The following is a 22,776-nucleotide window of genomic DNA, read 5'->3' as shown; positions in this document are numbered from 1 at the left end:
AACTGCAAATGCTGATGATCGTTCATACATTTGTATGGCTGATGGCTCCGTCTATTGAAAATGGTCGATACCACCCCCCGCCAACCCCGCATAACCTCAGGCCAACACGCACTGGTCAGTACTGACTAAACGAAGCCTCTACACCAGTCGCAAACGCCAACGGGAAGCCACCAGCATGTCAGCGAAATCCGATTTGTCCCTGTTACCCAACAAACCGCTATGGTTTGCCCCGAGCGCGCCACGGGCCCGGCTGGACGGCGTGGCTGATGCCGATGTGGTGATCGTCGGTGCCGGGTACACGGGGTTGTGGACCGCCTACTACCTGCTCAAGAGCGACCCGTCGCTGCGCGTGGTACTGCTGGAAAAGAACGCCGTTGGCTTCGGCGCCTCGGGCCGCAACGGCGGTTGGGCCTCGGCGATCTTCCCGATTTCCCTGCACCGGGTGGAGCAACTGTATTCCCACCATGCGGCCTTGCACCTGCAGGCTGCGATGAACGCAACGGTCGACGAGATCGGCCGGGTGCTGGCGCTGGAAGGGGTCGATGCCGACTATGCCAAGCAGGGCTTCCTCTCTCTGGCCCGCAGCGCCCCGCAGATGGCGCGGGCGCGTGCGGCCGTGGAGTCCTCGGCGCGCTTCGGGCTGCCTGACCAGTGGCGAGTGCTGGAGGCTGCCGAAGCCCAGGCCCGGACCGGCGCCCAAGGCACCCTTGGCGGCCTCTACACCGAACACTGCGCGCTCATCCACCCCGGCAAGCTGGTGCGTGGCCTGGCCAAGCTGGTCGAAAGCCTGGGCGCGACAATTTACGAGCAGTCGGCGGTCACCCAGATGGCCCCGGGCGTGGTGCACACCGAACATGGTTCGGTACGTGCCGGCATGACCGTGCGGGCCACCGAAGCATTCACTTCGCAACAGCCGGGCAAGTCGCGTTTCGTCATCCCGCTGTATTCGCTGGTGCTGGCCACCGAGCCGTTGCCGCGAGAGCTGCTGGCCCGGCTCAACCTCGACCACCGCCTGGCGTTCAACGACATGCGCCACCTGCGCGTATACGGCCAGGTCACTGCCGAAGGCCGGCTGGTGTTCGGTGGCCGGGGCGCGCCCTACAAATGGGGCTCGAGCATGCCCGAGCAGGCCGACCTGGTGGACAGTATCCACGGCAAGATCCACGACACCCTGCTCGAATTCTTCCCGGCCCTGCGCGACGCCCGCATCACCCACCGCTGGGGTGGCGCGCTGGGTGTTTCCCGCGACTGGTGCCCCACCGTCAGCATCGACCGCAACCAGCGCATGGCCTGGGCCGGCAACTACGTCGGTGACGGCGTGGCCACCAGCAACCTGGCCGGGCGCATTCTGCGCAACCTGATTCTCGAGCGTGATGAAGACATCAACACGCTGCCCCTGGTCAACCACCGCTCGCCATCCTGGGAGCCAGAACCGCTGCGCTGGTTCGGCATCAACAGCGGCCTGGCTGCCGCGTCGCTCAGTGATCTGGAAGAGCGCTACACCCACAAACCTTCACGTACCGCGATGCTGCTGGAAAAGCTCACCGGCGCCCATTGAAAGGAGAAACCCCATGCCTTCGTTCACCATCATCAAGCACGCCGATATCAAGGCCCTGCCACTGAACCCTGCCGGTCAGCGTGCCGGCGCCGACAAGGGGGACCCGCAGATCGCCATCAGCAAGCAGGCCCCGGAAGCGGTCGGCAACCTCGGCGTATGGGAATGCCAGCCCGGCGGCTGGCCGGTGGTCGACCGCCCTGACACCGAGTTCACCTACATCATCTCCGGCAAGGCGCTGCTCACCGACGACAGCACCCGGGAGGTGGTGGAAGTGACCGGCGGCGACCTGATCATCCTGCCGCCAGGCTGGACCGGCCGCTGGGACGTGCTGGAAACCGTGCGCAAGGTCTACGCCATCTACTGACGCAACGCTGGCCCTTTGTACCTTGCTCGGCATTTGAAAGCTGGCGCGGTCCCTGTGGGAGCGGGCTTGCCCGCGAACACGGGCGAAGCCCGTGCCAACCACCGCGGTGCCTGATTCGCGGGCACGCCCGCTCCCACAGGGGCAGGCGCTCTATCAATGAATTACGGGAAAAATACAATGACCCAAACCATCATGAACTGGATCTCCGGCGCTCAGGCCGAGACCACCAGCGGCCAGCAACTGCCGGTCTACAACCCGGCCACCGGCGTGGTCACCGGCCAGGTGCAACTGTCTGCGCAAACGGACGTTGACGCCGCCGTCGCGTCGGCCAAGGCCGCTTTCCCGGCCTGGAGCAACCTCTCGCCACTGCGCCGTTCGCGGGTGCTGAACAAGTTCCTGGCGTTGCTCAACGAGCACCGCGACGACCTGGCCCGCATGATTACCGCCGAGCACGGCAAGGTGTTCACCGATGCCCAGGGCGAGGTGATGCGCGGCATCGAGATCGTCGAGTTCGCCTGCGGCGCACCGCAGCTGCTGAAAACCGACTTCACCGACCAGGTCAGCACCAACATCGACAACTGGACCCTGCGCCAGCCGCTGGGCGTGGTCACCGGCATCACCCCGTTCAACTTCCCGGTGATGGTGCCGATGTGGATGTTCCCGGTCGCTCTGGCCACCGGCAACACCTTCGTGCTCAAGCCCAGCCCGCTGGACCCGAGCCCGAGCCTGTTCATCGCCGAGCTGTTGAAGCAGGCCGGCCTGCCGGACGGCGTGTTCAACGTGGTGCAGGGCGACAAGGACGCGGTCAACGCGCTGATCGAGCACCCGGATGTGCAGGCGGTGTCGTTCGTCGGCTCCACGCCGATCGCCAACCACATCTACGAAACCGGTGCCCGCCACGGCAAGCGCGTGCAGGCGCTGGGCGGGGCGAAGAACCACCTGGTGGTGATGCCCGACGCCGACATCGATCAGGTGGTCGATGCCCTGATCGGTGCCGCCTATGGCTCGGCTGGCGAGCGTTGCATGGCGATCAGCGTGGCGGTGTTTGTCGGTGACGATACTGCCGAGAAGGTCATGCCCAAGCTGATCGAGCGTACCCGCGAGCTGAAAGTGCTGAACGGTACCAACCTCGAAGCCGAGATGGGCCCGATCGTCACCCGCGCGGCGCTGGAGCGCATCACCGGCTACATCGAGCAAGGCGTGAAGGAGGGCGCGAAGCTGCTGGTCGATGGCCGCAACTTCAACGGCCAGGCGGCTGGCGAAGGTTGTGGTGACGGTTTCTGGCTGGGCGGCACGCTGTTCGACAACGTCACCCCGGACATGCGCATCTACAAGGAAGAGATCTTCGGCCCGGTACTGGCCTGCCTGCAGGTGAAGGACTTTGCCGAAGCGGTCGACCTGATCAACGCCCACGAGTTTGGCAATGGCGTGAGCCTGTACACCCGCGACGGCCACATCGCCCGCGAGTTCGGCCGACGCATCCAGGTGGGCATGGTCGGTATCAACGTGCCGATCCCGGTGCCGATGGCCTGGCATGGCTTTGGTGGCTGGAAGAAGAGCCTGTTCGGCGACATGCATGCCTATGGTGAGGAAGGGGTGCGCTTCTACACCAAGCAGAAGAGCATCATGCAGCGCTGGCCGCAGGCGATTGCCAAGGGGGCGGAGTTCGCGATGCCGACCAGCCACTGAGGCATTCGGCTAGCTGACAGCAAACGGCCCCGCCCACGCAGCGGGGCTGTTTGCATTTCAGGGGGTACTAGCGATCAGTACTCCCAGAAGATCCGCTGCAGCTCCTTGCTGTCCTGGGTCTTGGTCATCGCCACCATCGCCAGGATCCGCGCCTTTTGTGGGTTCAGGTCATGGGCCACGACCCAGTCGTTCTTGTCATCCGGCTGTTCGGCGTTGCGCAGCACGAAACCACCTTGGTTGACGTGCGACGAGCGAATGATCTGCACGCCGTTCTTGCGCAGCTCCTGCAGCGCCGGCACTACCCGCGACGACACCGAACCGTTGCCGGTCCCGGCATGGATCAGTGCCTTGGCCCCATTCTGCGCCAGTGCCTTGTAGGCGGTGTCGGTGACGTTGCCATAGCCATAGGCGATGTCCACCTGCGGCAGGCTGCTGATCTGCTTGATGTCGAACTCGGAGTTGACCGTGTGGCGCTTGGCCGGCAGGCGGAACCAGTAGGATTTGCCTTCCACCACCATGCCCATCGGGCCCCAGGCGCTCTTGAAGGCCTCGGTCTTGATGTTGAGCGCCTTGCTCACATCGCGGCCGGACTGGATCTCGTCATTCATGGTCACCAGCACGCCCTTGCCGCGCGACTGCTTGTCGCTGGCCACGGCCACGGCGTTGTACAGGTTGAGCATGCCGTCAGCGGACATGGCGGTGCCCGGGCGCATCGAACCGACGACCACGATCGGCTTGTCGGTCTTTTCCACCAGGTTGAGGAAGTAGGCGGTTTCTTCCAGGGTGTCGGTGCCGTGGGTGATGACGATACCGTCCACGTCCTTGCTCTCGGCAAGTTCGGCAACGCGTTTGCCCAACTTGAGCAGGTCGTCATTGGAGATGCTCTCAGAGGCGATCTGCATGACCTGCTCGCCGCGCACGTTGGCCACGTTGGCCAGTTCCGGTACGCCGGCGATCAGCTTGTCGACGCCCACCTTGGCGGCCTGGTAGGTGGCGCTGTTAGCGGCGCTGGCGCCGGCACCGGCAATGGTGCCGCCGGTGGCAAGAATGACCACGTTGGCCAGCTTCTGCTGGGTTTCGGCTTCTTTGGCCGAAACGGTGGTTGGCAGCACCAGCAGCAGGGCGAGTGCGCTGGGGGCGAAGGTTTTCAGTGCGGCATTCATCGTTATTGTTCTCTCTCTTCCTAATGAGATGGTTGTTTTGTCGCACAGGGTGCAAGGCAGGTTTCGTACCAGTTGCGCGCACGGGCCTTGTGGGAGCGGCCTTGTGTCGCGAAAGGGGCGCGCAGCGGCCCCGGATCCCGGCGCAACAACACACACTGCCGGGGCCGCCTTGCGGCCCTTTCGCGACACAAGGCCGCTCCCACATGCGGGGGTGTGTCATTCGAGATTCCGAACAAACGTAGGAAAAGACGTTCGGCTTTTCGGAAAAAATCCGGATAAACTGCCCCAGGCTCGACTTGACCTCCCACAGCCAAACGGATTTGACAAACCCCGGTCCTGTTTCCATAGTTAGGCAGCGCAAACGTTTGCGATCCGACAAAAAACACAAGATCCGGAGTCATCGTCCATGAAACTGCCGTTCCCCGGTCGTCTGCTGGCCCTCGCGGTCATTTCCTCGCTGTCCCTGGCCCTGCCGTTTTCGGCCGCCCACGCCGAAGACAAGCCCAAGGTCGCCCTGGTCATGAAGTCGCTGGCCAACGAGTTCTTCCGCACCATGGAAGACGGCGCCAAGGACTACCAGAAAGCCCACGCCGATGAATTCGAGCTGATCGCCAACGGCATCAAGAACGAGACCGACACCGGCGAGCAGATCCGCATCGTCGAGCAGATGGTCAACGCGGGCGCCAAGGCTCTGGTCATTGCCCCGGCCGACTCCAAGGCGCTGGTATCGGCGGTGAAGAAGGCCATGGACCAGGGCGTGGTGGTGATCAACATCGACAACCGCCTGGACCCTGAACTGCTCAAGAGCAAAGGCATCAGCGTACCCTTCGTGGGCCCCGACAACCGCAAGGGCGCGCGCCTGGTTGGCGACTACCTGGCCAACGAGAAGCTCAAGGCCGGCGACCAGGTCGGCATCATCGAAGGCGTGCCGACCACCACCAACGCCCAGCAGCGTACCGCCGGCTTCAAGGACGCCATGGAGGCCGCGCAGATCAAGATTGTCTCGGTGCAGAGCGGCAATTGGGAAATCGACAAAGGCAACGCCGTCGCCGCCTCCATGCTCAACGAATACCCCGACCTGAAAGCCTTGCTGGCCGGTAACGACAGCATGGCCCTGGGCGCCGTGTCGGCCGTGCGTGCCGCCGGCAAAGCCGGCCAGGTGCAAGTGGTGGGCTACGACAACATCAACGCCATCAAGCCGATGCTCGCCGATGGCCGCGTGCTCGCCACCCTCGACCAGGCGGCCAGCCAGCAGGCGGTGTATGGCATCCAGGCGGCGCTGAAAATGGTCAAGGGCGAGAAGCCTGACGTGGATGCCGACAACGTCATCCAGACCCCGGTCCAACTCATCACCAAGCCCTGATCGCTGGCAGGAGAAACGGCCATGCCTGCATCGGCCAATGAAGTGGTGCTCGCCGCCAGCGGCCTGGGCAAGACCTACGCCCAGCCCGTGCTCGGCGAGGTCAGCCTGAACCTGCGGGCCGGCGAAGTGCTGGCGCTGACCGGTGAGAACGGCGCCGGCAAGAGCACCCTGTCCAAGCTCATCAGTGGCCTGGAAACGCCCACCACCGGGCACATGCACTACCGCGGCCAGGCCTACGCGCCTGGCAGCCGCAGCGAGGCCGAGCGCCTCGGTGTGCGCATGGTCATGCAGGAGCTGAACCTGCTGCCCACGCTGACCGTGGCGGAAAACCTGTTCCTCGACAACCTGCCCGGCCGCTTTGGCTGGATCAGCCAAAAGCGCCTGCGCCAACTGGCCACGGCCGCCATGGCCCAGGTCGGCCTCGACGCCATCGACCCGGACACCCCGGTCGGCGAGCTGGGCATCGGCCACCAGCAGATGGTCGAAATCGCCCGCAACCTGATCGGCGATTGCCATGTGCTGATCTTCGATGAACCCACCGCCATGCTCACCGCGCGCGAGGTGGAGCTGCTGTTCACCCAGATCGAGCGCCTGCGCCAACGTGGCGTGGCCATCGTCTACATCTCACATCGCCTGGAAGAACTGCAGCGCGTGGCCCAGCGCATCGTCGTGCTGCGCGACGGCAAGCTGGTGTGCGACGAGCCGATACAGCGCTACAGCAGCGCCGAGCTGGTCAACCTGATGGTCGGCCGCGAGCTGGGCGAGCATATCGACCTGGGCCGCCGGCAGATCGGCGCGCCGCTGCTCAAGGTCGACAAGCTCAGCCGTGCCGACAAGGTGCGTGAAGTGTCGTTCGAGGTCAGGGCAGGGGAGATCTTCGGCATCTCCGGCCTGATCGGTGCCGGCCGTACCGAGCTGTTGCGCCTGATCTACGGCGCCGACCGTGCCGACAGCGGCAGCATTGCCCTCGGCCAGCCACCGCAGGTGGTCACCATCGACTCGCCCAAGGCTGCCGTGCAGGCCGGTATCGCGCTGATCACCGAAGACCGCAAAGGCGAGGGCCTGCTGCTGACGCAGTCGATCAGCGCCAATATCGCCCTGGGCAACCTCGGCGCGGTATCACGGGCCGGAGTGCTCGATGGCGAAGCCGAAGCGGCCTTGGCCGAGCGCCAGATCAAGGCCATGCGCATTCGCAGTGCCGGCCCGCAGCAGGTGGTGGGCGAGCTGTCTGGCGGCAACCAGCAGAAGGTGGTGATCGGCCGCTGGCTGGAGCGCGATTGCCAGGTGCTGCTGTTCGACGAGCCCACCCGTGGCATCGACGTCGGCGCCAAGTTCGACATCTATGGCCTGCTGGCCGAGCTGGCGCGCCAGGGCAAGGCCCTGGTGGTGGTGTCCAGCGACCTGCGCGAGCTGATGCTGATCTGCGACCGTATCGCCGTGCTGTCGGCCGGTCGCCTGATCGACACCTTCGAGCGGGACCATTGGAGCCAGGACCAGCTGCTGGCCGCGGCCTTTGCCGGTTATCAGAAACGTGACGCACTGCTGCATGACGCAGCTCCCAGGATGGATGCATGAAAACCACCCCGCTCGACAGCGAAGGCGCCGCACCGGTGCGCCGCAGTGGCACCTATCTTGGCCTGGGTACCTACCTGGGCCTGGCCGGCGCCTTGCTGGCGATGATCGTGCTGTTCTCGTTCCTCAGCAGCCACTTCTGGTCGTACACCACCTTCAGTACCCTGGCCAACCAGATCCCCGACCTGATGGTGCTGGCGGTGGGCATGACCTTCGTACTGATCATTGGCGGCATCGACCTGTCGGTGGGCTCGGTGCTGGCGCTGGCAGCCTCGACGGTCAGCGTGGCGATCCTCGGCTGGGGTTGGGGCGTGCTGCCTTCGGCCTTGCTGGGCATGGCCGTGGCCGCGCTGGCTGGCAGCATCACCGGCGGCGTCACTGTGGCCTGGCGCATTCCGTCGTTTATCGTTTCGCTCGGGGTGCTGGAAATGGCCCGCGGCCTGGCCTACCAGTTCACCGACTCGCGCACCGCCTATATCGGCGATGCCTATGCCTGGTTCTCCAACCCCATCGCATTCGGCATCTCGCCGGCGTTCATCATCGCCTTGCTGGTGATCGTGCTGGCCCAGTTGGTGCTGACCCGCACGGTGTTCGGCCGCTACCTGATCGGCATCGGCACCAACGAAGAGGCCGTGCGCCTGGCCGGTATCGACCCGCGCCCGTACAAGGTGCTGGTGTTCGCCCTGATGGGCTTGCTTGCCGGCCTGGCCGCGCTGTTCCAGATCTCGCGCCTGGAGGCCGCCGACCCCAATGCCGGCTCCGGCCTGGAGCTGCAGGTGATCGCCGCCGTGGTGATTGGCGGCACCAGCCTGATGGGCGGGCGTGGCTCGGTCATCAGCACCTTCTTTGGCGTGCTGATCATTTCGGTGCTGGCTGCAGGGCTGGCGCAGATCGGTGCCAGCGAACCGACCAAACGCATCATCACCGGGGCGGTGATCGTCATCGCCGTGGTGCTCGACACTTACCGTAGCCGGCGTGCAGGCCGGCGGAACTGAAAACATGGCAACCATCAAAGACGTCGCGGCACTGGCGGGCATTTCCTACACCACTGTGTCCCATGTGCTGAACAAGACCCGGCCGGTCAGCGAGCAGGTGCGGCTGAAAGTCGAAGCCGCCATCGCTGAGCTCGACTACGTGCCCAGCGCCGTGGCCCGCTCGCTGAAGGCGCGCAGCACGGCCACCATCGGCTTGCTGGTGCCCAACAGCGTCAACCCGTACTTCGCCGAACTGGCGCGGGGCATCGAAGACGCCTGCGAGCGCAACGGCTACTGCGTGATCCTGTGCAACTCCGACGACAACCCGCAGAAACAGCGCAGCTACCTGCGTGTACTGCTGGAAAAACGCATCGACGGCCTGGTGGTGGCTTCGGTAGGCCAGGACAGCGACCTGCTGCAAAGCCTGACTGGCGTGCGCACGCCCATGGTGATCGTCGACCGCGAACTGGATGGCGTCGATGCCGACCTGGTGCGCATCGACCACGAGCAGGGCGCCTACCTGGCCACCCGTCACCTGCTGGAGCTTGGCCACCGCGACATCGCCTACATCGGCGGCCCCGCCGAGACCGGGGTCACCCAGCTGCGCCTGAGCGGCTTCCGTCGCGCCATGGCCGAGGCCGGCGCAGCGGTGCTGGGCGACCGCGTGCTGCACTGCGACTTCACCAGCCCGGGGGGGCATGCGGTGGCAACCCGGTTGCTGGAGGGCAAGCGGCCCACGGCGATCTTCGCCGGCAACGACATGATCGGCTTCGGCGTGCTGCGCGCCGCGGCCGAACGCAATATCAACGTGCCCGGCGAGCTGTCGGTGATCGGCTTCGATGACATCGAACTCAGCCGCTATGTGTACCCACCGTTGACCACGGTGGGCCAGTCGATCCGCGAGTTGGGCGAGAGCGCCGCGTCGCTGTTGCTGGCGCGTATCGGCACACCCCGGCAGGGCGCGGCGGAGCAACGCATCGTCGCCCCGCGCATCGTGCTGCGCGAGTCCACCGGGCCGCGCCCGGACCTGTTCAACGATTACCGCTAACGCTAAGGAAATGTCATGAGTGCCAAGGTCGTGGTAGTCGGTAGCCTCAACATGGACCTGGTGGCCCGCGCCCAGCGCCTGCCCCGGGCCGGCGAAACACTCCCCGGCGAAAGCTTTTTCACCGTGCCGGGCGGCAAGGGGGCCAACCAGGCGGTGGCCGTGGCGCGCCTGGGCGGCAGCGTGGCGATGATCGGCAACGTTGGTGACGATGATTATGGCCGGCAACTGCACCGGGCCTTGTATGTGGAAGGCATCGACTGCCAGGGCGTCAGCACCTGCCAGGGCGTGTCCAGCGGTGTGGCGCTGATCACCGTGGATGCCGCCAGCCAGAACTGCATCGTCATCATCCCCGGTGGTAACGGCCTGCTGACGCCGCAGTCGGTGCAGCGGTTCGATGCGCTGCTGCAGGCGGCCGAGGTGATCATCTGCCAGCTGGAAGTACCGGCCGACACCGTGGCCTGGACCCTGGCCCGGGGGCATGAACTGGGCAAGCGGGTGATCCTGAACCCGGCGCCGGCGACCGGCCCCTTGCCGGCGGGCTGGTTCGCCCACATCGACTACCTGACGCCCAACGAAAGCGAGGCCGAAGCCCTGACCGGCGTGGCGGTGACTGACCTGGACAGTGCCCGACGTGCCGGCGAATGCTTGCTGAAACTGGGCGCGGGCAAAGTGATCATTACCCTGGGCGCGCAAGGGGCCTTGCTGGTCACCCCTCAGGGCCACCAGCACTTCCCCGCGCCGGTGGTGCAGCCGCTGGACACAACGGCAGCCGGCGATACCTTCATCGGCGGCTTTGCCGCTGGCCTGGTGCGCGGCCTGGAGGAGGGCGAAGCCATCGCCTTCGGCCAGCGCGCCGCGGCCCTGTCGGTTACCCGCGCCGGTGCCCAGCCGTCGATTCCCTACCTGGCGGAGCTTGCGCCATGAAGAAGACCCCACTGCTGAACGTCGCCCTGTCGCGGACCATCGCCGGCATGGGGCATGGCGACATCCTGGTGATCGGCGATGCCGGGCTGCCGGTGCCGCCGGGCGTCGAACTGATCGACCTGGCCGTCACGCCCGGCCTGCCGGATTTCGCCAGCGTGTTGCGGGTTGTGCTGAGCGAGTTGCAGGTAGAGCGCCACGTGCTGGCCGAAGAGATGCAGAAAGTGGTGCCACCGGCGCTGGTCGAGATCGAGCGGCTGAAGGGCAAGCTGGGCAAGCGCGAATGGCTGAGCCATGAAGATTTCAAGGAGTTGTCACGCAGTGCCCGTGCGGTAGTGCGCACCGGCGAGTGCCAGCCCTACAGCAACATCGCGCTGATTTCCGGCGTGACTTTCTGAAGGTGGGGGCTGCGCCCCCGAATCGCCGGCAAGCCAGCTCCCACAGGTACTGCGCAATGCTTGAGGCCGATGCAGTACCTGTGGGAGCTGGCTTGCCGGCGATTGGGCCGCAAAGCGGCCCCAGAAACCACCACCCAGGCAACAGGAGTGCCACCCATGCTCAAACCCCTGCTACAAGGAATCGCCCTCATGGCCGCAGCCACCACCCTCCAGGCCGCCCCCATCGACCTGATCATCGACACCGACCCCGGCGCCGACGACGTGGTCGCGCTGTTCCTGGCCATGGCCTCGCCCGACGAGCTCAACATCCGCGCCATCACCACCGTGGCCGGCAACGTGCGCCTGGAAAAAACCTCGCGCAACGCCCGCCTGGCCCGCGAATGGGCCGGCCGCGAAGACATCCCCGTGTACGCCGGCGCCGCTCGCCCGCTGGTGCGCAAGCCTATCTACGCCGCCGACGTGCACGGTGAAGAAGGCCTCACCGGCATCCAGGTCCACGAACCGAAAGCGCCGCTGGCCCAGGGCAATGCCGTGCAATACCTGGTCGACACCCTTGGCACCGCCAAGCCCCACAGCATCACCATCGCCATGCTCGGCCCACAAACCAACCTGGCCCTGGCGCTGATCCAGCGCCCGGACATCGCCAAAGGCATCAAGCAGGTGGTGGTCATGGGCGGTGCCCATTTCAACGGCGGCAACATCACCCCAGCGGCGGAATTCAACCTCTATGCCGACCCACATGCCGCCGAAGTGGTGCTGGCCAGCGGTGTGCAACTGACCTACCTGCCGCTGGACGTCACCCACAAGCTGCTGACCAGCGATGCCCGCCTCAAGCAACTGGCGGCGGTGAACAACCAGGCCAGCAAACGGGTGGTGGATATCCTCAACGCCTACATCACCCACGACATGGACCTGTACGGCATGCCCGGCGGCCCGGTGCACGACGCCAGCGTCATCGCCTACCTGCTCAAGCCCGAGCTGTTCAGCGGCCGGCGTATCCATATGAGCATCGACAGCCGCGAAGGCCCCAGCTTCGGCCAGACCCTTGCCGACTGGTACGGCGTGCTCAAGCAGCCAGCCAACGTGATGTGGGTGGAGGAGGGCGATGCCCAGGGCCTGTTCGACCTGCTCAGCGCCCGTTTGGCGCGATTGGAATAGCCGTGTGCGGTGCGTAGCGCTCGAACACCTGGTCGAAGAAGCTGCGTGCCGCCTCGGCGCCGCGATCGCGCACCAGCAGGTCGATGGCAATCAGCAGCAACTCCTCCGGCGTGCCAGGGCTGTACGCGCTCTGGCCTTCGGCCCATTTGACCTTGATATCGGCTTCGATGCTGTGGCTGCTCATGAAAGGCTCTCGCTTGGGGCCCGGGACGAAGGGGCGAACACCTGACCCTGGTGTTCGATGGAGGCGGGGTGCGCTCCACTTCTTGCACTAAATCATGACTTTGCGTCAGTGACCTTGCGGCTTAAGCATATGGCAAACGCAGCGGGTTGTGCAAAATCCGGTCACGATTGCGTTTTCGCCTCGGCTGGCGAGTTCAGGCAGACTTGACCGGTTTTGCAACAAAAGATGAGCGGAGCTGTCGGATCAGACAGTTCCCGGACCGATTTAGGAGGCTTCATGTTCCGTACCCGTGCTTACCTGGCAACCCTGGCGGTGGCTGCTGTCCTGGCTGGTTGCAGCACTGGTGGCAATTCTGCTGGTGGCGCTGCGCCAGCCACGCCGGCAGGCAACGATGGCCGCTGCGAAGCCAGCGGCGCCGATTTCGCCATTGGCAAGCCCGCCAGCGCCGAGCTGCTGGAGCAGGCGCGCAAGGCCAGTGGCTCGCAGATGGCCCGCATTCTCAAGCCGCATGATGTGGTTACCCTGGAGTACCGCTCCGAGCGCTTGAACTTGAATGTGGACGAGCAGGGCAAGGTGGTTCGCGTCAATTGCGGTTGACCTTACTGGCCTCATCGCTGGCAAGCCAGCTCCCACAGGTGCGACGCCGCTGGTGAGGCCTGTGCTGGACCTGTGGGAGCTGGCTTGCCGGCGATGAGGCCGGTAAAGGCAACAGATGCCATAAAAAAACCCGCCACAAGGGCGGGTTTTTTTACAGCTATCCGAATTACTCCGGACGAACCTGTGCAGCCTGCATGCCCTTCTGGCCGCGCTCGGCGACGAAGGAAACAGTCTGGCCTTCTTTCAGGCTCTTGAAGCCGTCAGATTCGATGGCCTTGAAGTGAACGAACAGGTCGTCGCCGCCGCCTGCTGGGGTGATGAAGCCGTAGCCTTTCTCATCATTGAACCATTTGACGGTGCCTTGTTGGCGATTGGACATGGGTGAATCTCCAGAACATTTAGTTTTTTCAGTGGTGCAATGCGGCCGAGGCTACGGAGCACGGAACACATCATAGTCTAATTCTGCGCATCTAGCGCCTTTTACCTTCGCAGGATATTGATCCAGCTCAAAGAATGGCTGGTCTGCTCTGGCTTTAAGGTTTCAGCTCTTCGGTGCGCAGGCCTGTTTCACGACCGTCTGGGCCTTCTGCATCAGCTTGGCGTCCACGCCATCGTTGCTGTCGAGGTCGGCGATCTCAGCGTCGGTGAAATTCTTTTTGATGGCTTGGGCGCCACAGTCGCAGTGTTTTTTCGCGGTCGCAGCATCAACGCCCTGGCCGCTGGCCACCTGCGTGCACTGGGCCATGTAGCCAGCCTCCTTTCCGGGCGGGAAGTTGCCGGCGTTCGCAGCCATGGGCAGCAGCAGGGCCCCAGCAGCCGCCAGGGCCAGAAGAGACGGAACTCGCATAACCAGTTACTCCTTGGGTTAAGGTCTCATCAAGAGTAGGTTGCTTCCCAAGGTCTGATAGGAATTTTTCCGTGTAAGTTCAGCTGAAGTCTGTAATTTCCAAATATTTCTGCCTGGCGTGCAACCCGCGTGCTAGCATGCCCGGCTTGCAGCTGACAACTTGCAGCCTGCAGCTATCTTTTTTCTTTCCAGTCACTCTGGTTCGTCCCTGGCAAGCCGAAAGGCTTCTGCCACTGTGAGGCAGGCTTCCCGTTGCGGGAAGGCAGGTCGGATCTTGTACTGGCTCATCCCAACCCACGTGACCTTTGGTAGGGGTCACCACTAGGAGAGGAGGCGCCATGCCCGTTATTACTCTTCCCGATGGCAGTCAACGTTCGTTCGATCATGCCGTATCCGTAGCCGAAGTCGCCGCCTCCATTGGCGCCGGCCTGGCCAAGGCCACCGTGGCCGGCAAGGTCGACGGCAAACTGGTCGATGCCTGCGACCTGATCAGCAACGACGCCACCCTGCAGATCATCACCCCTAAAGATGAAGAGGGACTGGAGATCATCCGTCACTCGTGCGCCCACCTGGTCGGCCACGCAGTGAAACAGCTGTACCCGACCGCCAAGATGGTGATCGGCCCGGTCATCGATGAAGGCTTCTACTACGACATCGCCTACGAGCGCCCCTTCACCCCTGAAGACATGGCCGCCATCGAAAAGCGCATGATGGAGCTGATCGACAAGGACTACGACGTCATCAAGAAGGTGACCCCGCGCGCCGAAGTCATCGACGTGTTCAAGGCTCGTGGCGAAGACTACAAGCTGCGCCTGGTCGAAGACATGCCGGACGAGCAGGCCATGGGCCTGTACTACCACGAAGAATACGTCGACATGTGCCGTGGCCCGCACGTGCCGAACACCCGCTTCCTCAAGGCATTCAAGCTGACCAAGCTGTCCGGCGCCTACTGGCGCGGTGATGCCAAGAACGAGCAGCTGCAACGCGTGTACGGCACCGCCTGGGCCGACAAGAAGCAGCTGGCGGCATACATCCAGCGCATCGAAGAAGCCGAAAAACGCGACCACCGCAAGATCGGCAAGCAGCTCGACCTGTTCCACCTGCAGGAAGAAGCGCCGGGCATGGTGTTCTGGCACGCCAACGGCTGGACCGTGTACCAGGTACTCGAGCAGTACATGCGCCAGGTCCAGCGCGTCAACGGCTACCAGGAAATCAAGACCCCGCAGGTTGTCGACCGCATTCTCTGGGAACGTTCCGGCCACTGGTCCAACTACGCCGAGAACATGTTCACCACTTCTTCGGAGAGCCGTGACTACGCGGTCAAGCCGATGAACTGCCCGTGCCACGTGCAGGTGTTCAACCAGGGCCTGAAGAGCTACCGCGACTTGCCGCTGCGCCTGGCCGAGTTCGGTGCCTGCCACCGTAACGAGCCGTCCGGCGCCCTGCACGGCATCATGCGCGTGCGTGGCTTCGTGCAGGACGACGCGCACATCTTCTGCACCGAAGAACAGGTGAAGAAAGAAGCCGCCGACTTCATCAAGCTGACCCTGGACGTGTACAAGGACTTCGGCTTCACCGACATCGCCATGAAGCTGTCGACCCGCCCGGCCAAGCGCGTGGGTTCCGAAGAGCTGTGGGACCGTGCCGAAGGCGCACTGGCCGACGCCTTGAACGAATCGGGCCTGGAGTGGGAATACCAGCCGGGCGAGGGCGCCTTCTACGGCCCGAAGATCGAGTTCACCCTGCGCGACTGCCTCGGCCGTAACTGGCAGTGCGGTACCCTGCAGTACGACCCGAACCTGCCAGAACGCCTGGATGCCAGCTATATCGCCGAAGATAACAGCCGAGTTCGCCCGGTCATGCTGCACCGCGCCATCCTCGGTTCGTTCGAGCGCTTCATCGGCATGCTGATCGAGCACTACGCTGGTGTGTTCCCGGCCTGGCTGGCCCCCACCCAGGCCGTGATCATGAACATCACCGACAAGCAGGCCGATTTCGCCCTCGAGGTGGAAAATACCCTGAACGGTAGCGGTTTCCGTGCCAAGTCGGACTTGAGAAATGAGAAGATCGGCTTTAAAATCCGCGAGCATACTTTGCTCAAGGTCCCGTACCTTTTGGTTATAGGGGATCGCGAAGTCGAAACGCAGACCGTCGCCGTACGCACCCGTGAAGGCAAAGACCTCGGCTCCATGCCGGTGGCTGAATTCACGCAGCTGCTCAACAGCGCTGTTGCCCAGCGCGGTCGCCTAGAATCGGAGTAATGACTATTAAGCGTGAAATGAGAAACGATAAACGAACTGCACCGAAAGCCCCGATCAACGAGAATATCTCGGCACGCGAGGTTCGGTTAATTGGCGCTGACGGCGAGCAGATTGGCATCGTCTCGATTGATGAAGCGCTTCGTATCGCTGATGAAGCGAAGCTGGATCTGGTGGAAATCTCTGCAGACGCGCAACCGCCCGTCTGCAAGGTGATGGACTACGGCAAGCACCTCTTCGAGAAGAAGAAGCAGGCCAACGAAGCCAAGAAAAACCAGAAGCAGATCCAGATCAAAGAAATCAAGTTTCGTCCAGGGACGGAAGAAGGGGATTACCAGGTAAAACTACGCAACCTGGTACGTTTCCTTACCGATGGGGACAAGGCCAAGATCTCTCTGAGATTCCGCGGCCGTGAGATGGCCCACCAGGAGCTGGGCATGGAGCTGTTGAAGCGGGTCGAAGCCGACCTCGCCGAATACGGCTCCGTTGAGCAGCATCCGAAGATGGAAGGACGCCAGCTTATGATGGTCATCGCCCCCAAAAAGAAGAAGTAATCTCCCGGGCACGGCAGGCCTGATGATTATTGTGTAATTTTATCGAATGCGGAGTTCCAACATGCCAAAAATGAAAACCAAGAGCGGTGCTGCGAAGCGCTTCCTGAAGACCGCTTCCGGCTTCAAGCACAAGCACGCTTTCAAGAGCCACATCCTGACCAAAATGTCGACCAAGCGTAAGCGTCAACTGCGCGGTGCCAGCCTGCTGCACCCGTCTGACGTGGCAAAAGTCGAGCGCATGCTGCGCGTACGTTAATTCTGGTTTAGATAGAGGAAGTTACTCATGGCTCGTGTTAAGCGTGGCGTCATCGCTCGTAAGCGTCACAAGAAAATTCTGAAACTGGCTAAAGGCTACTACGGTGCACGCTCGCGCGTATTCCGCGTTGCCAAGCAGGCTGTCATCAAGGCAGGTCAATATGCCTACCGTGACCGTCGTCAGAAGAAGCGTCAGTTCCGCGCACTGTGGATCGCTCGTATCAACGCCGGTGCCCGCACCAACGGTCTGTCCTACAGCCGTCTGATTGCTGGCCTGAAAAAGGCTTCGATCGAAATCGACCGTAAGGTTCTGGCCGATCTGGCAGTGAACGAAAAAGCGGCGTTTGCTGCGATTGTCGAGAAAGCTAAAGCCGTTCTGGCTTAAGTACCCGCGACAATCACCCGGCGGCGCTAGCGCCGTCGGGCATTGAACGTCATCGATAGGGGAAGAGCCTTCAAAGCTCTTCCCCTATTTTCGTATCTGGAGTCTGTACATGGAAAACCTGGATGCGTTGGTCTCCCAAGCCCTAGAGGCCGTGGAGCGCGCTGAAGACATCAATACCCTGGAACAGATCCGGGTGAATTATCTCGGCAAGAAAGGCGAGCTGACCCAGGTGATGAAGACCCTGGGCAACCTGCCAGCCGAAGAGCGGCCGAAAGTCGGCGCGCTGATCAACGACGCCAAAGAGCGCGTCACTGTTGTGCTCAATGCCCGCAAGGCCGCCTTCGAAGAAGCCGAGCTCAGCGCTCGCCTGGCTGCCGAATGCATTGACGTCACCCTGCCAGGCCGCGGCCAGGCCACCGGTGGCCTGCACCCGATCACCCGTACACTCGAGCGCATCGAGCAGTTCTTCACCCACATCGGCTACGGCATTGCCGAAGGCCCAGAGGTGGAAGACGACTACCACAACTTCGAAGCGCTCAACATCCCAGGCCACCACCCGGCCCGGGCGATGCACGACACCTTCTACTTCAATGCCAACATGCTGCTGCGCACCCACACCTCGCCGGTGCAGGTGCGGACCATGGAGTCCACCCAGCCGCCAATCCGCATTGTCTGCCCGGGCCGCGTATACCGCTGCGACTCGGATATCACCCACTCGCCGATGTTCCACCAGGTCGAAGGCCTGCTGATCGATCGCGATATCAACTTCGCCGACCTCAAGGGCACCATCGAAGAATTCCTGCGCGTGTTCTTCGAAAAAGAACTGGCGGTACGTTTCCGCCCATCGTTCTTCCCCTTCACCGAGCCGTCCGCCGAAGTCGACATCCAGTGCGTGATGTGTTCCGGCAAAGGCTGCCGCGTGTGCAAGCAGACCGGCTGGCTGGAAGTGATGGGCTGCGGCATGGTGCACCCGAACGTGCTGCGCATGTCCGGCATCGACCCTGAAGAGTTCCAGGGCTTCGCCTTCGGCATGGGCGCCGAGCGCCTGGCCATGCTGCGCTACGGCGTCAACGATTTGCGTCTGTTCTTCGATAACGACCTGCGGTTCCTTGCCCAATTCCGCTAGGCCCAATCGACGCACATTCTAGGAGAACAGCATGAAATTCAGTGAACAGTGGCTGCGCGGTTGGGTAAACCCGCAAGTCTCCCGTGACGAACTGGTCGCCCGCCTGTCCATGGCCGGCCTCGAAGTCGACAGCGTTACCCCCGCTGCCGGCCAGTTCAGCGGCATCGTCGTGGGCGAAATCCTCGCCACCGAACAACACCCGGACGCCGACAAGCTGCGCGTGTGCCAGGTAAGCAACGGCCAGGAAACCTTCCAGGTCGTGTGCGGCGCCCCTAACGCCCGCCCAGGCATCAAGATCCCGTTCGCCATGATCGGCGCCGAACTGCCAGGCGACTTCAAGATCAAGAAGGCCAAGCTGCGCGGCGTCGAGTCCTTCGGCATGCTGTGCTCGGCTGCCGAGCTGCAGATCAGCGAAGAGAACGACGGCCTGCTGGAACTGGCTGCCGACGCCCCGGTTGGTGAAGACATTCGCCAGTACCTGAGCCTGGACGACGCCAGCATCGAAATCGGCCTCACCCCCAACCGCGGCGACTGCCTGTCCATCGCCGGCCTCGCCCGCGACGTCAGCGCCCTGTACGACACCCCGGTCACCCGCCCGGTAGTGCCAGCCGTACCGGCAGCCCACGACGAAGTGCGCCCGGTCGAAGTCAGCGCCCCGGCTGCCTGCCCACGCTACCTGGGTCGCGTCATCCGCAACGTCGACCTGAGCAAGCCGACCCCACTGTGGATGGTCGAACGCCTGCGCCGCAGCGACGTGCGCAGCATCGACGCCGCCGTCGACGTCACCAACTACGTGATGCTCGAACTCGGCCAGCCGATGCACGCCTTCGACCTGGCAGAAATCAACGGCGGCATCCGCGTACGCATGGCCGAAGAGGGCGAGAAGCTCGTCCTGCTCGACGGCCAGGAAGTTGCCCTGCGCGCCGACACCCTGGTAATCGCCGACCACACCCGCGCCCTGGCCATTGCCGGCGTCATGGGTGGTGAGCACAGCGGTGTGAACACCGAAAAAACCCGCGACCTGTTCCTCGAAAGCGCCTTCTTCGAGCCGATCTCCGTCGCCGGTAAAGCCCGTTCCTACGGCCTGCACACCGACGCCTCGCACCGCTACGAGCGCGGCGTAGACTCGCAGCTGGCCCGCGAAGCCATCGAGCGCGCCACCCAGCTGCTGCTGGACATCGTCGGCGGCGAAGCCGGCCCGGTCGTCGAAGCCGTCAGCGAGCAGCACCTGCCGCAAGTGGCCCCGGTCACCCTGCGCGCCGAACGCATCACCCAGATGCTCGGCATGGAAATGGACCCAGCCCAGGTCGAGCAGCTGCTCAACGCCTTGGAACTGACCACTACCAAGACCGAAGAAGGGCAGTGGACCGTCAACGTCCCAAGCCACCGCTTCGACATCAGCCTGGAAGTGGACCTGATCGAAGAGCTGGCCCGCCTGTACGGCTACAACAACCTGCCGGTTCGCTACCCGCAAGCCCGCCTGGCCCCCCAGGGCAAGCCGGAAACCCGCGGTGACCTGCCGACCCTGCGCCGCCTGCTGGTTGCCCGCGGCTACCAGGAAGCCATCACCTACAGCTTCATCGACCCGAAACTGTTCGAACTGTTCAGCCCGGGCGTAGAGCCGCTGCTGCTGGCCAACCCCATCTCCAGCGACATGGCCGCCATGCGCGCGTCCCTGTGGCCGGGCCTGGTCAAGGCACTGCAGCACAACCTGAACCGCCAGCAAGACCGCGTGCGCCTGTTCGAAAGCGGCCTGCGCTTCGTCGGCCAGCTCGGCGACCTGAAGCAGCAGCCGATGATCGCTGGCGTTGTCACCGGCAGCCGCCTGCCAGAAGGCTGGGCCAACGGCCGCGACGGCGTCGACTTCTTCGACGTCAAGGCCGACGTGGAAGCCCTGCTGGGCTACTCCGGCGCCCTGAGCGACTTCACCTTCAGCGCCGGCAAGCACCCAGCCCTGCACCCAGGCCAGACCGCCGCCATCGAGCGTGACGGCAAGCTGGTCGGCTACCTCGGCGCCATCCACCCAGAGCTGGCAAAAGCCCTGGATCTGGACCGCCCGGTGTTCCTGTTCGAGCTGGTGCTGGGCGACGTGGTCGAAGGCCGCCTGCCGAAATTCAGCGAGCTGTCCAAGTTCCCGGAAACCCGCCGCGACCTGGCTTTGATCGCAGGACGTGATGTAGCTTCTAGCTCGGTGCTTGAAGTAATTCGTGACAATGCAGGCGAATGGCTCACAGACCTCAGGCTGTTTGATGTCTACCAAGGTAAAGGCATTGATCCTGATAGAAAAAGCCTTGCCGTCGGCTTGACCTGGCAGCATCCATCGCGCACTCTTAACGACGATGAGGTGAATGCCGCACTGCAAAACATCCTCACCTCGCTCGAACAAAGGTTGAACACCACGTTAAGGAAATAACGGCATGGGTGCTCTGACGAAAGCTGAGATGGCCGAAAGGCTGTACGAGGAGCTGGGGCTTAACAAGCGTGAGGCCAAGGAGCTGGTCGAGCTGTTTTTTGAAGAAATTCGGCACGCACTTGAAGAGAACGAGCAGGTCAAGCTGTCCGGTTTCGGCAACTTCGACCTTCGCGACAAACGCCAGCGGCCGGGCCGCAACCCCAAGACAGGGGAAGAAATCCCGATCACCGCACGGCGCGTCGTCACCTTTCGTCCAGGGCAGAAGTTGAAGGCCCGGGTTGAGGCCTATGCTGGAACCAAGCCATAACGACGAACTGCCCCCCATACCGGGCAAAAGGTACTTCACCATTGGTGAAGTGAGTGAGCTTTGTGCGGTAAAACCGCACGTGCTGCGGTATTGGGAGCAGGAGTTCGATCAGCTCAATCCCGTGAAGCGGCGGGGGAACCGGCGGTATTATCAGCGGCAGGATGTGCTGATGATTCGCCAGATTCGTGCGCTGCTTTATGACCAGGGGTTCACTATTGGTGGGGCTCGGTTGAGGCTCTCCAGTGATGAGGCCAAGGATGAGTCGAGCCAGTACAAGCAGCTGATTCGGCAGATGATTGTCGAGTTGGAGGATGTGTTGGTGGTGTTGAAGAAGTGACCTGGTTTTTGATGAGTGGAAATTTTTTGAGAAAAAGCTTTCATTTATCAGGAGGTTAGGGTAAATTCTTCAACGTTCTCGGTAGGATTGAGAACATGCTTCAAAGCCCAGTCGGGGCGTAGCGCAGCCCGGTAGCGCACTTGCATGGGGTGCAAGGGGTCGAGTGTTCGAATCACTCCGTCCCGACCATTATTGAAACGAAAAAGCCCAGTCGGTGACGATTGGGCTTTTTTGTTGGCTGTGAAACTAGCTTTGCGCGAGACGCTTGTACCAGGCAATACCCCGAAGGGACAGCTATCGTGCCCCAGATCCCATGGGAGGCAGCGGTCCCCTACGATACTCGTTTGAGATCTTCCGCCTAATAAGCCTCACTCAGCTGAAGCTAAACCGTTCCCGATGCTTAGCAAGATACCTGCGATTACCATCGCTCAATTGACCGATTTTTGTGAATTCGTCTAATCGTAAAATGTAGCGCTCCTGTTCCTTTAGCTTATCGCTGATAAGAACATCACCATTTTGCGAAAATGAAATTAATCCAGAATCAAACAGGCGATCAATGTGCGCAGCCAGAAGCAGGCCGTTGTCTGTATCTAGACGTTCGGCGTTATTGGCTAGGCTCCATGCGTGGATATGAGAGGCAACCAACAGACTTGGATTTTGCAGCCCAGTGAGGGCGCACTTGCTGTTCCAGCGACTTAGTAATCCAGAACGGAATGCCCCTTGACCAACCCTGGCTTCGATCAGTGCCATTCTTGTTGTACTACTTACCTTTTGAGGCGAGCCGGAATCAATTATGCGATCCTCATAGTCGACAAAAATTCCAGCTTGTTCGAGCAGGAATTGGCCGGCATCGGCGGGCAGTGAAGCCATGTAGATCTGGTTTATACCGCTCGCACTGTTGAAGAGTCGAGGTTCAGTGCGAGTGTCGAATCGTGCCATGTAGATTTCGGCAATATCATCACTGCGCATCGGGCGCTTTAACTCGTTGTAGCTAATATCTACGCGATGCCCTTCGTTCTGCCATTCCTTAAATGACGGCCGAGGAGGGCGTTCAGCGATATAGGATATACCCCGAGCTGTCGCAATACCCCGGATGTAGTTGTCGTGATAACAGAAAATCAAATCTCCGGTTTGGACTTTGGCGACGTTATCCCAGTGAGTCCGGAATTGCTCCTTTCCATGCTTGGATCGTGAACTACGAGGAGCCCATAAAAATTGACCGTTTTTGGCTTCCTTGTGAGTTGCGCCCAGGTTTACCCAAAAAAATTGCATCTCGCGTCCTAAGTGCTGGTCTGTCGCTGGCGA

At 62.5% G+C, this 22,776-nt stretch carries 24 protein-coding genes and 1 tRNA gene; 20 read left to right on the top strand and 5 right to left on the bottom strand.

The genetic code is table 11. The features are described 5' to 3' along the window. Positions 1-175: 175 nt before the first annotated feature. From CAG44_RS10495 to CAG44_RS10485, 3 genes are all read left to right on the top strand, one after another. Positions 176-1,558: an FAD-binding oxidoreductase gene (locus CAG44_RS10495; RefSeq protein WP_085692084.1), complete on the top strand. Its 1,383-nt coding sequence runs from the start codon at positions 176-178 to the stop codon at positions 1,556-1,558. Between the two features lie 13 nt (positions 1,559-1,571). Next, positions 1,572-1,922, top strand: coding sequence for a cupin domain-containing protein (locus tag CAG44_RS10490; protein ID WP_025338531.1), 351 nt, complete (start codon positions 1,572-1,574; stop codon positions 1,920-1,922). 177 nt (positions 1,923-2,099) lie between these two features. After that, on the top strand, positions 2,100-3,611 hold the full coding sequence (locus CAG44_RS10485; protein WP_085692083.1) for a CoA-acylating methylmalonate-semialdehyde dehydrogenase: 1,512 nt from the start codon (positions 2,100-2,102) through the stop codon (positions 3,609-3,611). 74 nt (positions 3,612-3,685) lie between these two features. Here CAG44_RS10485 and CAG44_RS10480 read toward each other — a convergent pair whose 3' ends face one another. After that, positions 3,686-4,774 carry an asparaginase gene (locus tag CAG44_RS10480; RefSeq protein WP_075044731.1) on the bottom strand — a complete coding sequence of 363 codons (1,089 nt, stop codon included), beginning with the start codon at positions 4,772-4,774 and terminating at the stop codon, positions 3,686-3,688. A 406-nt stretch (positions 4,775-5,180) separates the two neighbouring features. Here CAG44_RS10480 and CAG44_RS10470 point away from each other — a divergent pair, with 406 nt between their 5' ends. The 7 genes from CAG44_RS10470 to CAG44_RS10440 all read left to right on the top strand — a co-directional run bounded on the left by CAG44_RS10470 (position 5,181) and on the right by CAG44_RS10440 (position 12,208). After that, the gene (locus CAG44_RS10470) at positions 5,181-6,137 is read left to right on the top strand and encodes a sugar ABC transporter substrate-binding protein (RefSeq protein WP_085592289.1); all 957 of its coding nucleotides are present in this window, start codon (positions 5,181-5,183) and stop codon (positions 6,135-6,137) included. Between the two features lie 21 nt (positions 6,138-6,158). Then, a complete protein-coding gene (locus CAG44_RS10465; RefSeq protein WP_085692082.1) occupies positions 6,159-7,712 on the top strand; it encodes a sugar ABC transporter ATP-binding protein in 1,554 nt (517 codons plus the stop codon). Then, complete coding sequence (locus tag CAG44_RS10460) at positions 7,709-8,704, top strand: ABC transporter permease (RefSeq protein ID WP_085692081.1); 996 nt, start codon at positions 7,709-7,711, stop codon at positions 8,702-8,704. Before CAG44_RS10465 ends, CAG44_RS10460 begins: the two co-directional genes overlap by 4 nt. 4 nt (positions 8,705-8,708) lie before the next feature. Beyond that, positions 8,709-9,731, top strand: coding sequence for a LacI family DNA-binding transcriptional regulator (locus tag CAG44_RS10455; protein WP_075044736.1), 1,023 nt, complete (start codon positions 8,709-8,711; stop codon positions 9,729-9,731). Positions 9,732-9,746: 15 nt separating this feature from the next. After that, positions 9,747-10,655 (top strand): ribokinase, encoded by a 909-nt coding sequence (gene rbsK, locus CAG44_RS10450; protein ID WP_085692080.1) that lies wholly within the window; start codon positions 9,747-9,749, stop codon positions 10,653-10,655. Beyond that, positions 10,652-11,050 carry a D-ribose pyranase gene (gene rbsD, locus CAG44_RS10445; RefSeq protein WP_061550488.1) on the top strand — a complete coding sequence of 133 codons (399 nt, stop codon included), beginning with the start codon at positions 10,652-10,654 and terminating at the stop codon, positions 11,048-11,050. The genes rbsK and rbsD overlap by 4 nt, the downstream gene beginning before the upstream one ends. Before the next feature lie 156 nt (positions 11,051-11,206). Beyond that, entirely contained in the window at positions 11,207-12,208 is a 1,002-nt protein-coding gene (locus CAG44_RS10440) for a nucleoside hydrolase (RefSeq protein WP_025338539.1), read from the top strand. Here the strand turns inward: CAG44_RS10440 and CAG44_RS10435 are convergent. After that, entirely contained in the window at positions 12,180-12,392 is a 213-nt protein-coding gene (locus tag CAG44_RS10435; protein ID WP_003260960.1) for a hypothetical protein, read from the bottom strand. The two genes, CAG44_RS10440 and CAG44_RS10435, sit on opposite strands and share 29 nt — an antisense overlap. A gap of 276 nt (positions 12,393-12,668) precedes the next feature. On the opposite strand from CAG44_RS10435, the gene CAG44_RS10430 reads away from it, so the two are divergent. Then, positions 12,669-12,989 (top strand): I78 family peptidase inhibitor, encoded by a 321-nt coding sequence (locus tag CAG44_RS10430; RefSeq protein ID WP_003260961.1) that lies wholly within the window; start codon positions 12,669-12,671, stop codon positions 12,987-12,989. A 166-nt stretch (positions 12,990-13,155) separates the two neighbouring features. Here CAG44_RS10430 and CAG44_RS10425 read toward each other — a convergent pair whose 3' ends face one another. Continuing rightward, positions 13,156-13,368, bottom strand: coding sequence for a cold-shock protein (locus tag CAG44_RS10425; RefSeq protein ID WP_003250656.1), 213 nt, complete (start codon positions 13,366-13,368; stop codon positions 13,156-13,158). Between the two features lie 162 nt (positions 13,369-13,530). Further along, positions 13,531-13,836, bottom strand: a complete 306-nt coding sequence (locus CAG44_RS10420; RefSeq protein WP_075044741.1) for a hypothetical protein — start codon at positions 13,834-13,836, stop codon at positions 13,531-13,533. Positions 13,837-14,174: 338 nt separating this feature from the next. On the opposite strand from CAG44_RS10420, the gene thrS reads away from it, so the two are divergent. The 9 genes from thrS (at position 14,175) to CAG44_RS10370 (ending at position 21,660) form a co-directional block, all read left to right on the top strand. Continuing rightward, positions 14,175-16,097, top strand: coding sequence for a threonine--tRNA ligase (gene thrS / locus CAG44_RS10410; protein WP_013972004.1), 1,923 nt, complete (start codon positions 14,175-14,177; stop codon positions 16,095-16,097). After that, positions 16,097-16,648: a translation initiation factor IF-3 gene (gene infC / locus CAG44_RS10405; protein ID WP_013972005.1), complete on the top strand. Its 552-nt coding sequence runs from the start codon at positions 16,097-16,099 to the stop codon at positions 16,646-16,648. The genes thrS and infC overlap by 1 nt, the downstream gene beginning before the upstream one ends. A 61-nt stretch (positions 16,649-16,709) precedes the next feature. Further along, positions 16,710-16,904, top strand: coding sequence for a 50S ribosomal protein L35 (gene rpmI, locus CAG44_RS10400; RefSeq protein ID WP_003250667.1), 195 nt, complete (start codon positions 16,710-16,712; stop codon positions 16,902-16,904). A gap of 27 nt (positions 16,905-16,931) precedes the next feature. Further along, positions 16,932-17,288 carry a 50S ribosomal protein L20 gene (rplT, locus tag CAG44_RS10395; RefSeq protein WP_003250671.1) on the top strand — a complete coding sequence of 119 codons (357 nt, stop codon included), beginning with the start codon at positions 16,932-16,934 and terminating at the stop codon, positions 17,286-17,288. Positions 17,289-17,397: 109 nt separating this feature from the next. After that, positions 17,398-18,414, top strand: a complete 1,017-nt coding sequence (pheS, locus tag CAG44_RS10390) for a phenylalanine--tRNA ligase subunit alpha (protein ID WP_013972006.1) — start codon at positions 17,398-17,400, stop codon at positions 18,412-18,414. 31 nt (positions 18,415-18,445) lie between these two features. Then, positions 18,446-20,827, top strand: a complete 2,382-nt coding sequence (gene pheT, locus CAG44_RS10385; RefSeq protein WP_085692079.1) for a phenylalanine--tRNA ligase subunit beta — start codon at positions 18,446-18,448, stop codon at positions 20,825-20,827. Positions 20,828-20,831: 4 nt separating this feature from the next. Continuing rightward, positions 20,832-21,134 carry an integration host factor subunit alpha gene (gene ihfA, locus CAG44_RS10380; RefSeq protein WP_003250679.1) on the top strand — a complete coding sequence of 101 codons (303 nt, stop codon included), beginning with the start codon at positions 20,832-20,834 and terminating at the stop codon, positions 21,132-21,134. Further along, positions 21,115-21,471 (top strand): MerR family transcriptional regulator, encoded by a 357-nt coding sequence (locus CAG44_RS10375; RefSeq protein ID WP_003250681.1) that lies wholly within the window; start codon positions 21,115-21,117, stop codon positions 21,469-21,471. Before ihfA ends, CAG44_RS10375 begins: the two co-directional genes overlap by 20 nt. Before the next feature lie 112 nt (positions 21,472-21,583). Further along, positions 21,584-21,660: transfer RNA gene (locus tag CAG44_RS10370), tRNA-Pro, on the top strand. 183 nt (positions 21,661-21,843) lie between these two features. Here CAG44_RS10370 and CAG44_RS10365 read toward each other — a convergent pair. Next, positions 21,844-22,743: an HNH endonuclease gene (locus tag CAG44_RS10365; RefSeq protein ID WP_085692078.1), complete on the bottom strand. Its 900-nt coding sequence runs from the start codon at positions 22,741-22,743 to the stop codon at positions 21,844-21,846. Between the last annotated feature and the right edge of the window lie 33 nt (positions 22,744-22,776).

Origin of the sequence: Pseudomonas sp. B13(2017) (genome assembly GCF_002113245.1) — a bacterium.
GTDB classification, from domain to species: Bacteria; Pseudomonadota; Gammaproteobacteria; order Pseudomonadales; family Pseudomonadaceae; genus Aquipseudomonas; species Aquipseudomonas putida_Z.
The sequence above is the reverse complement of the archived record's forward strand: the minus strand, read 5'-3'. Positions and strand labels throughout refer to the sequence as shown.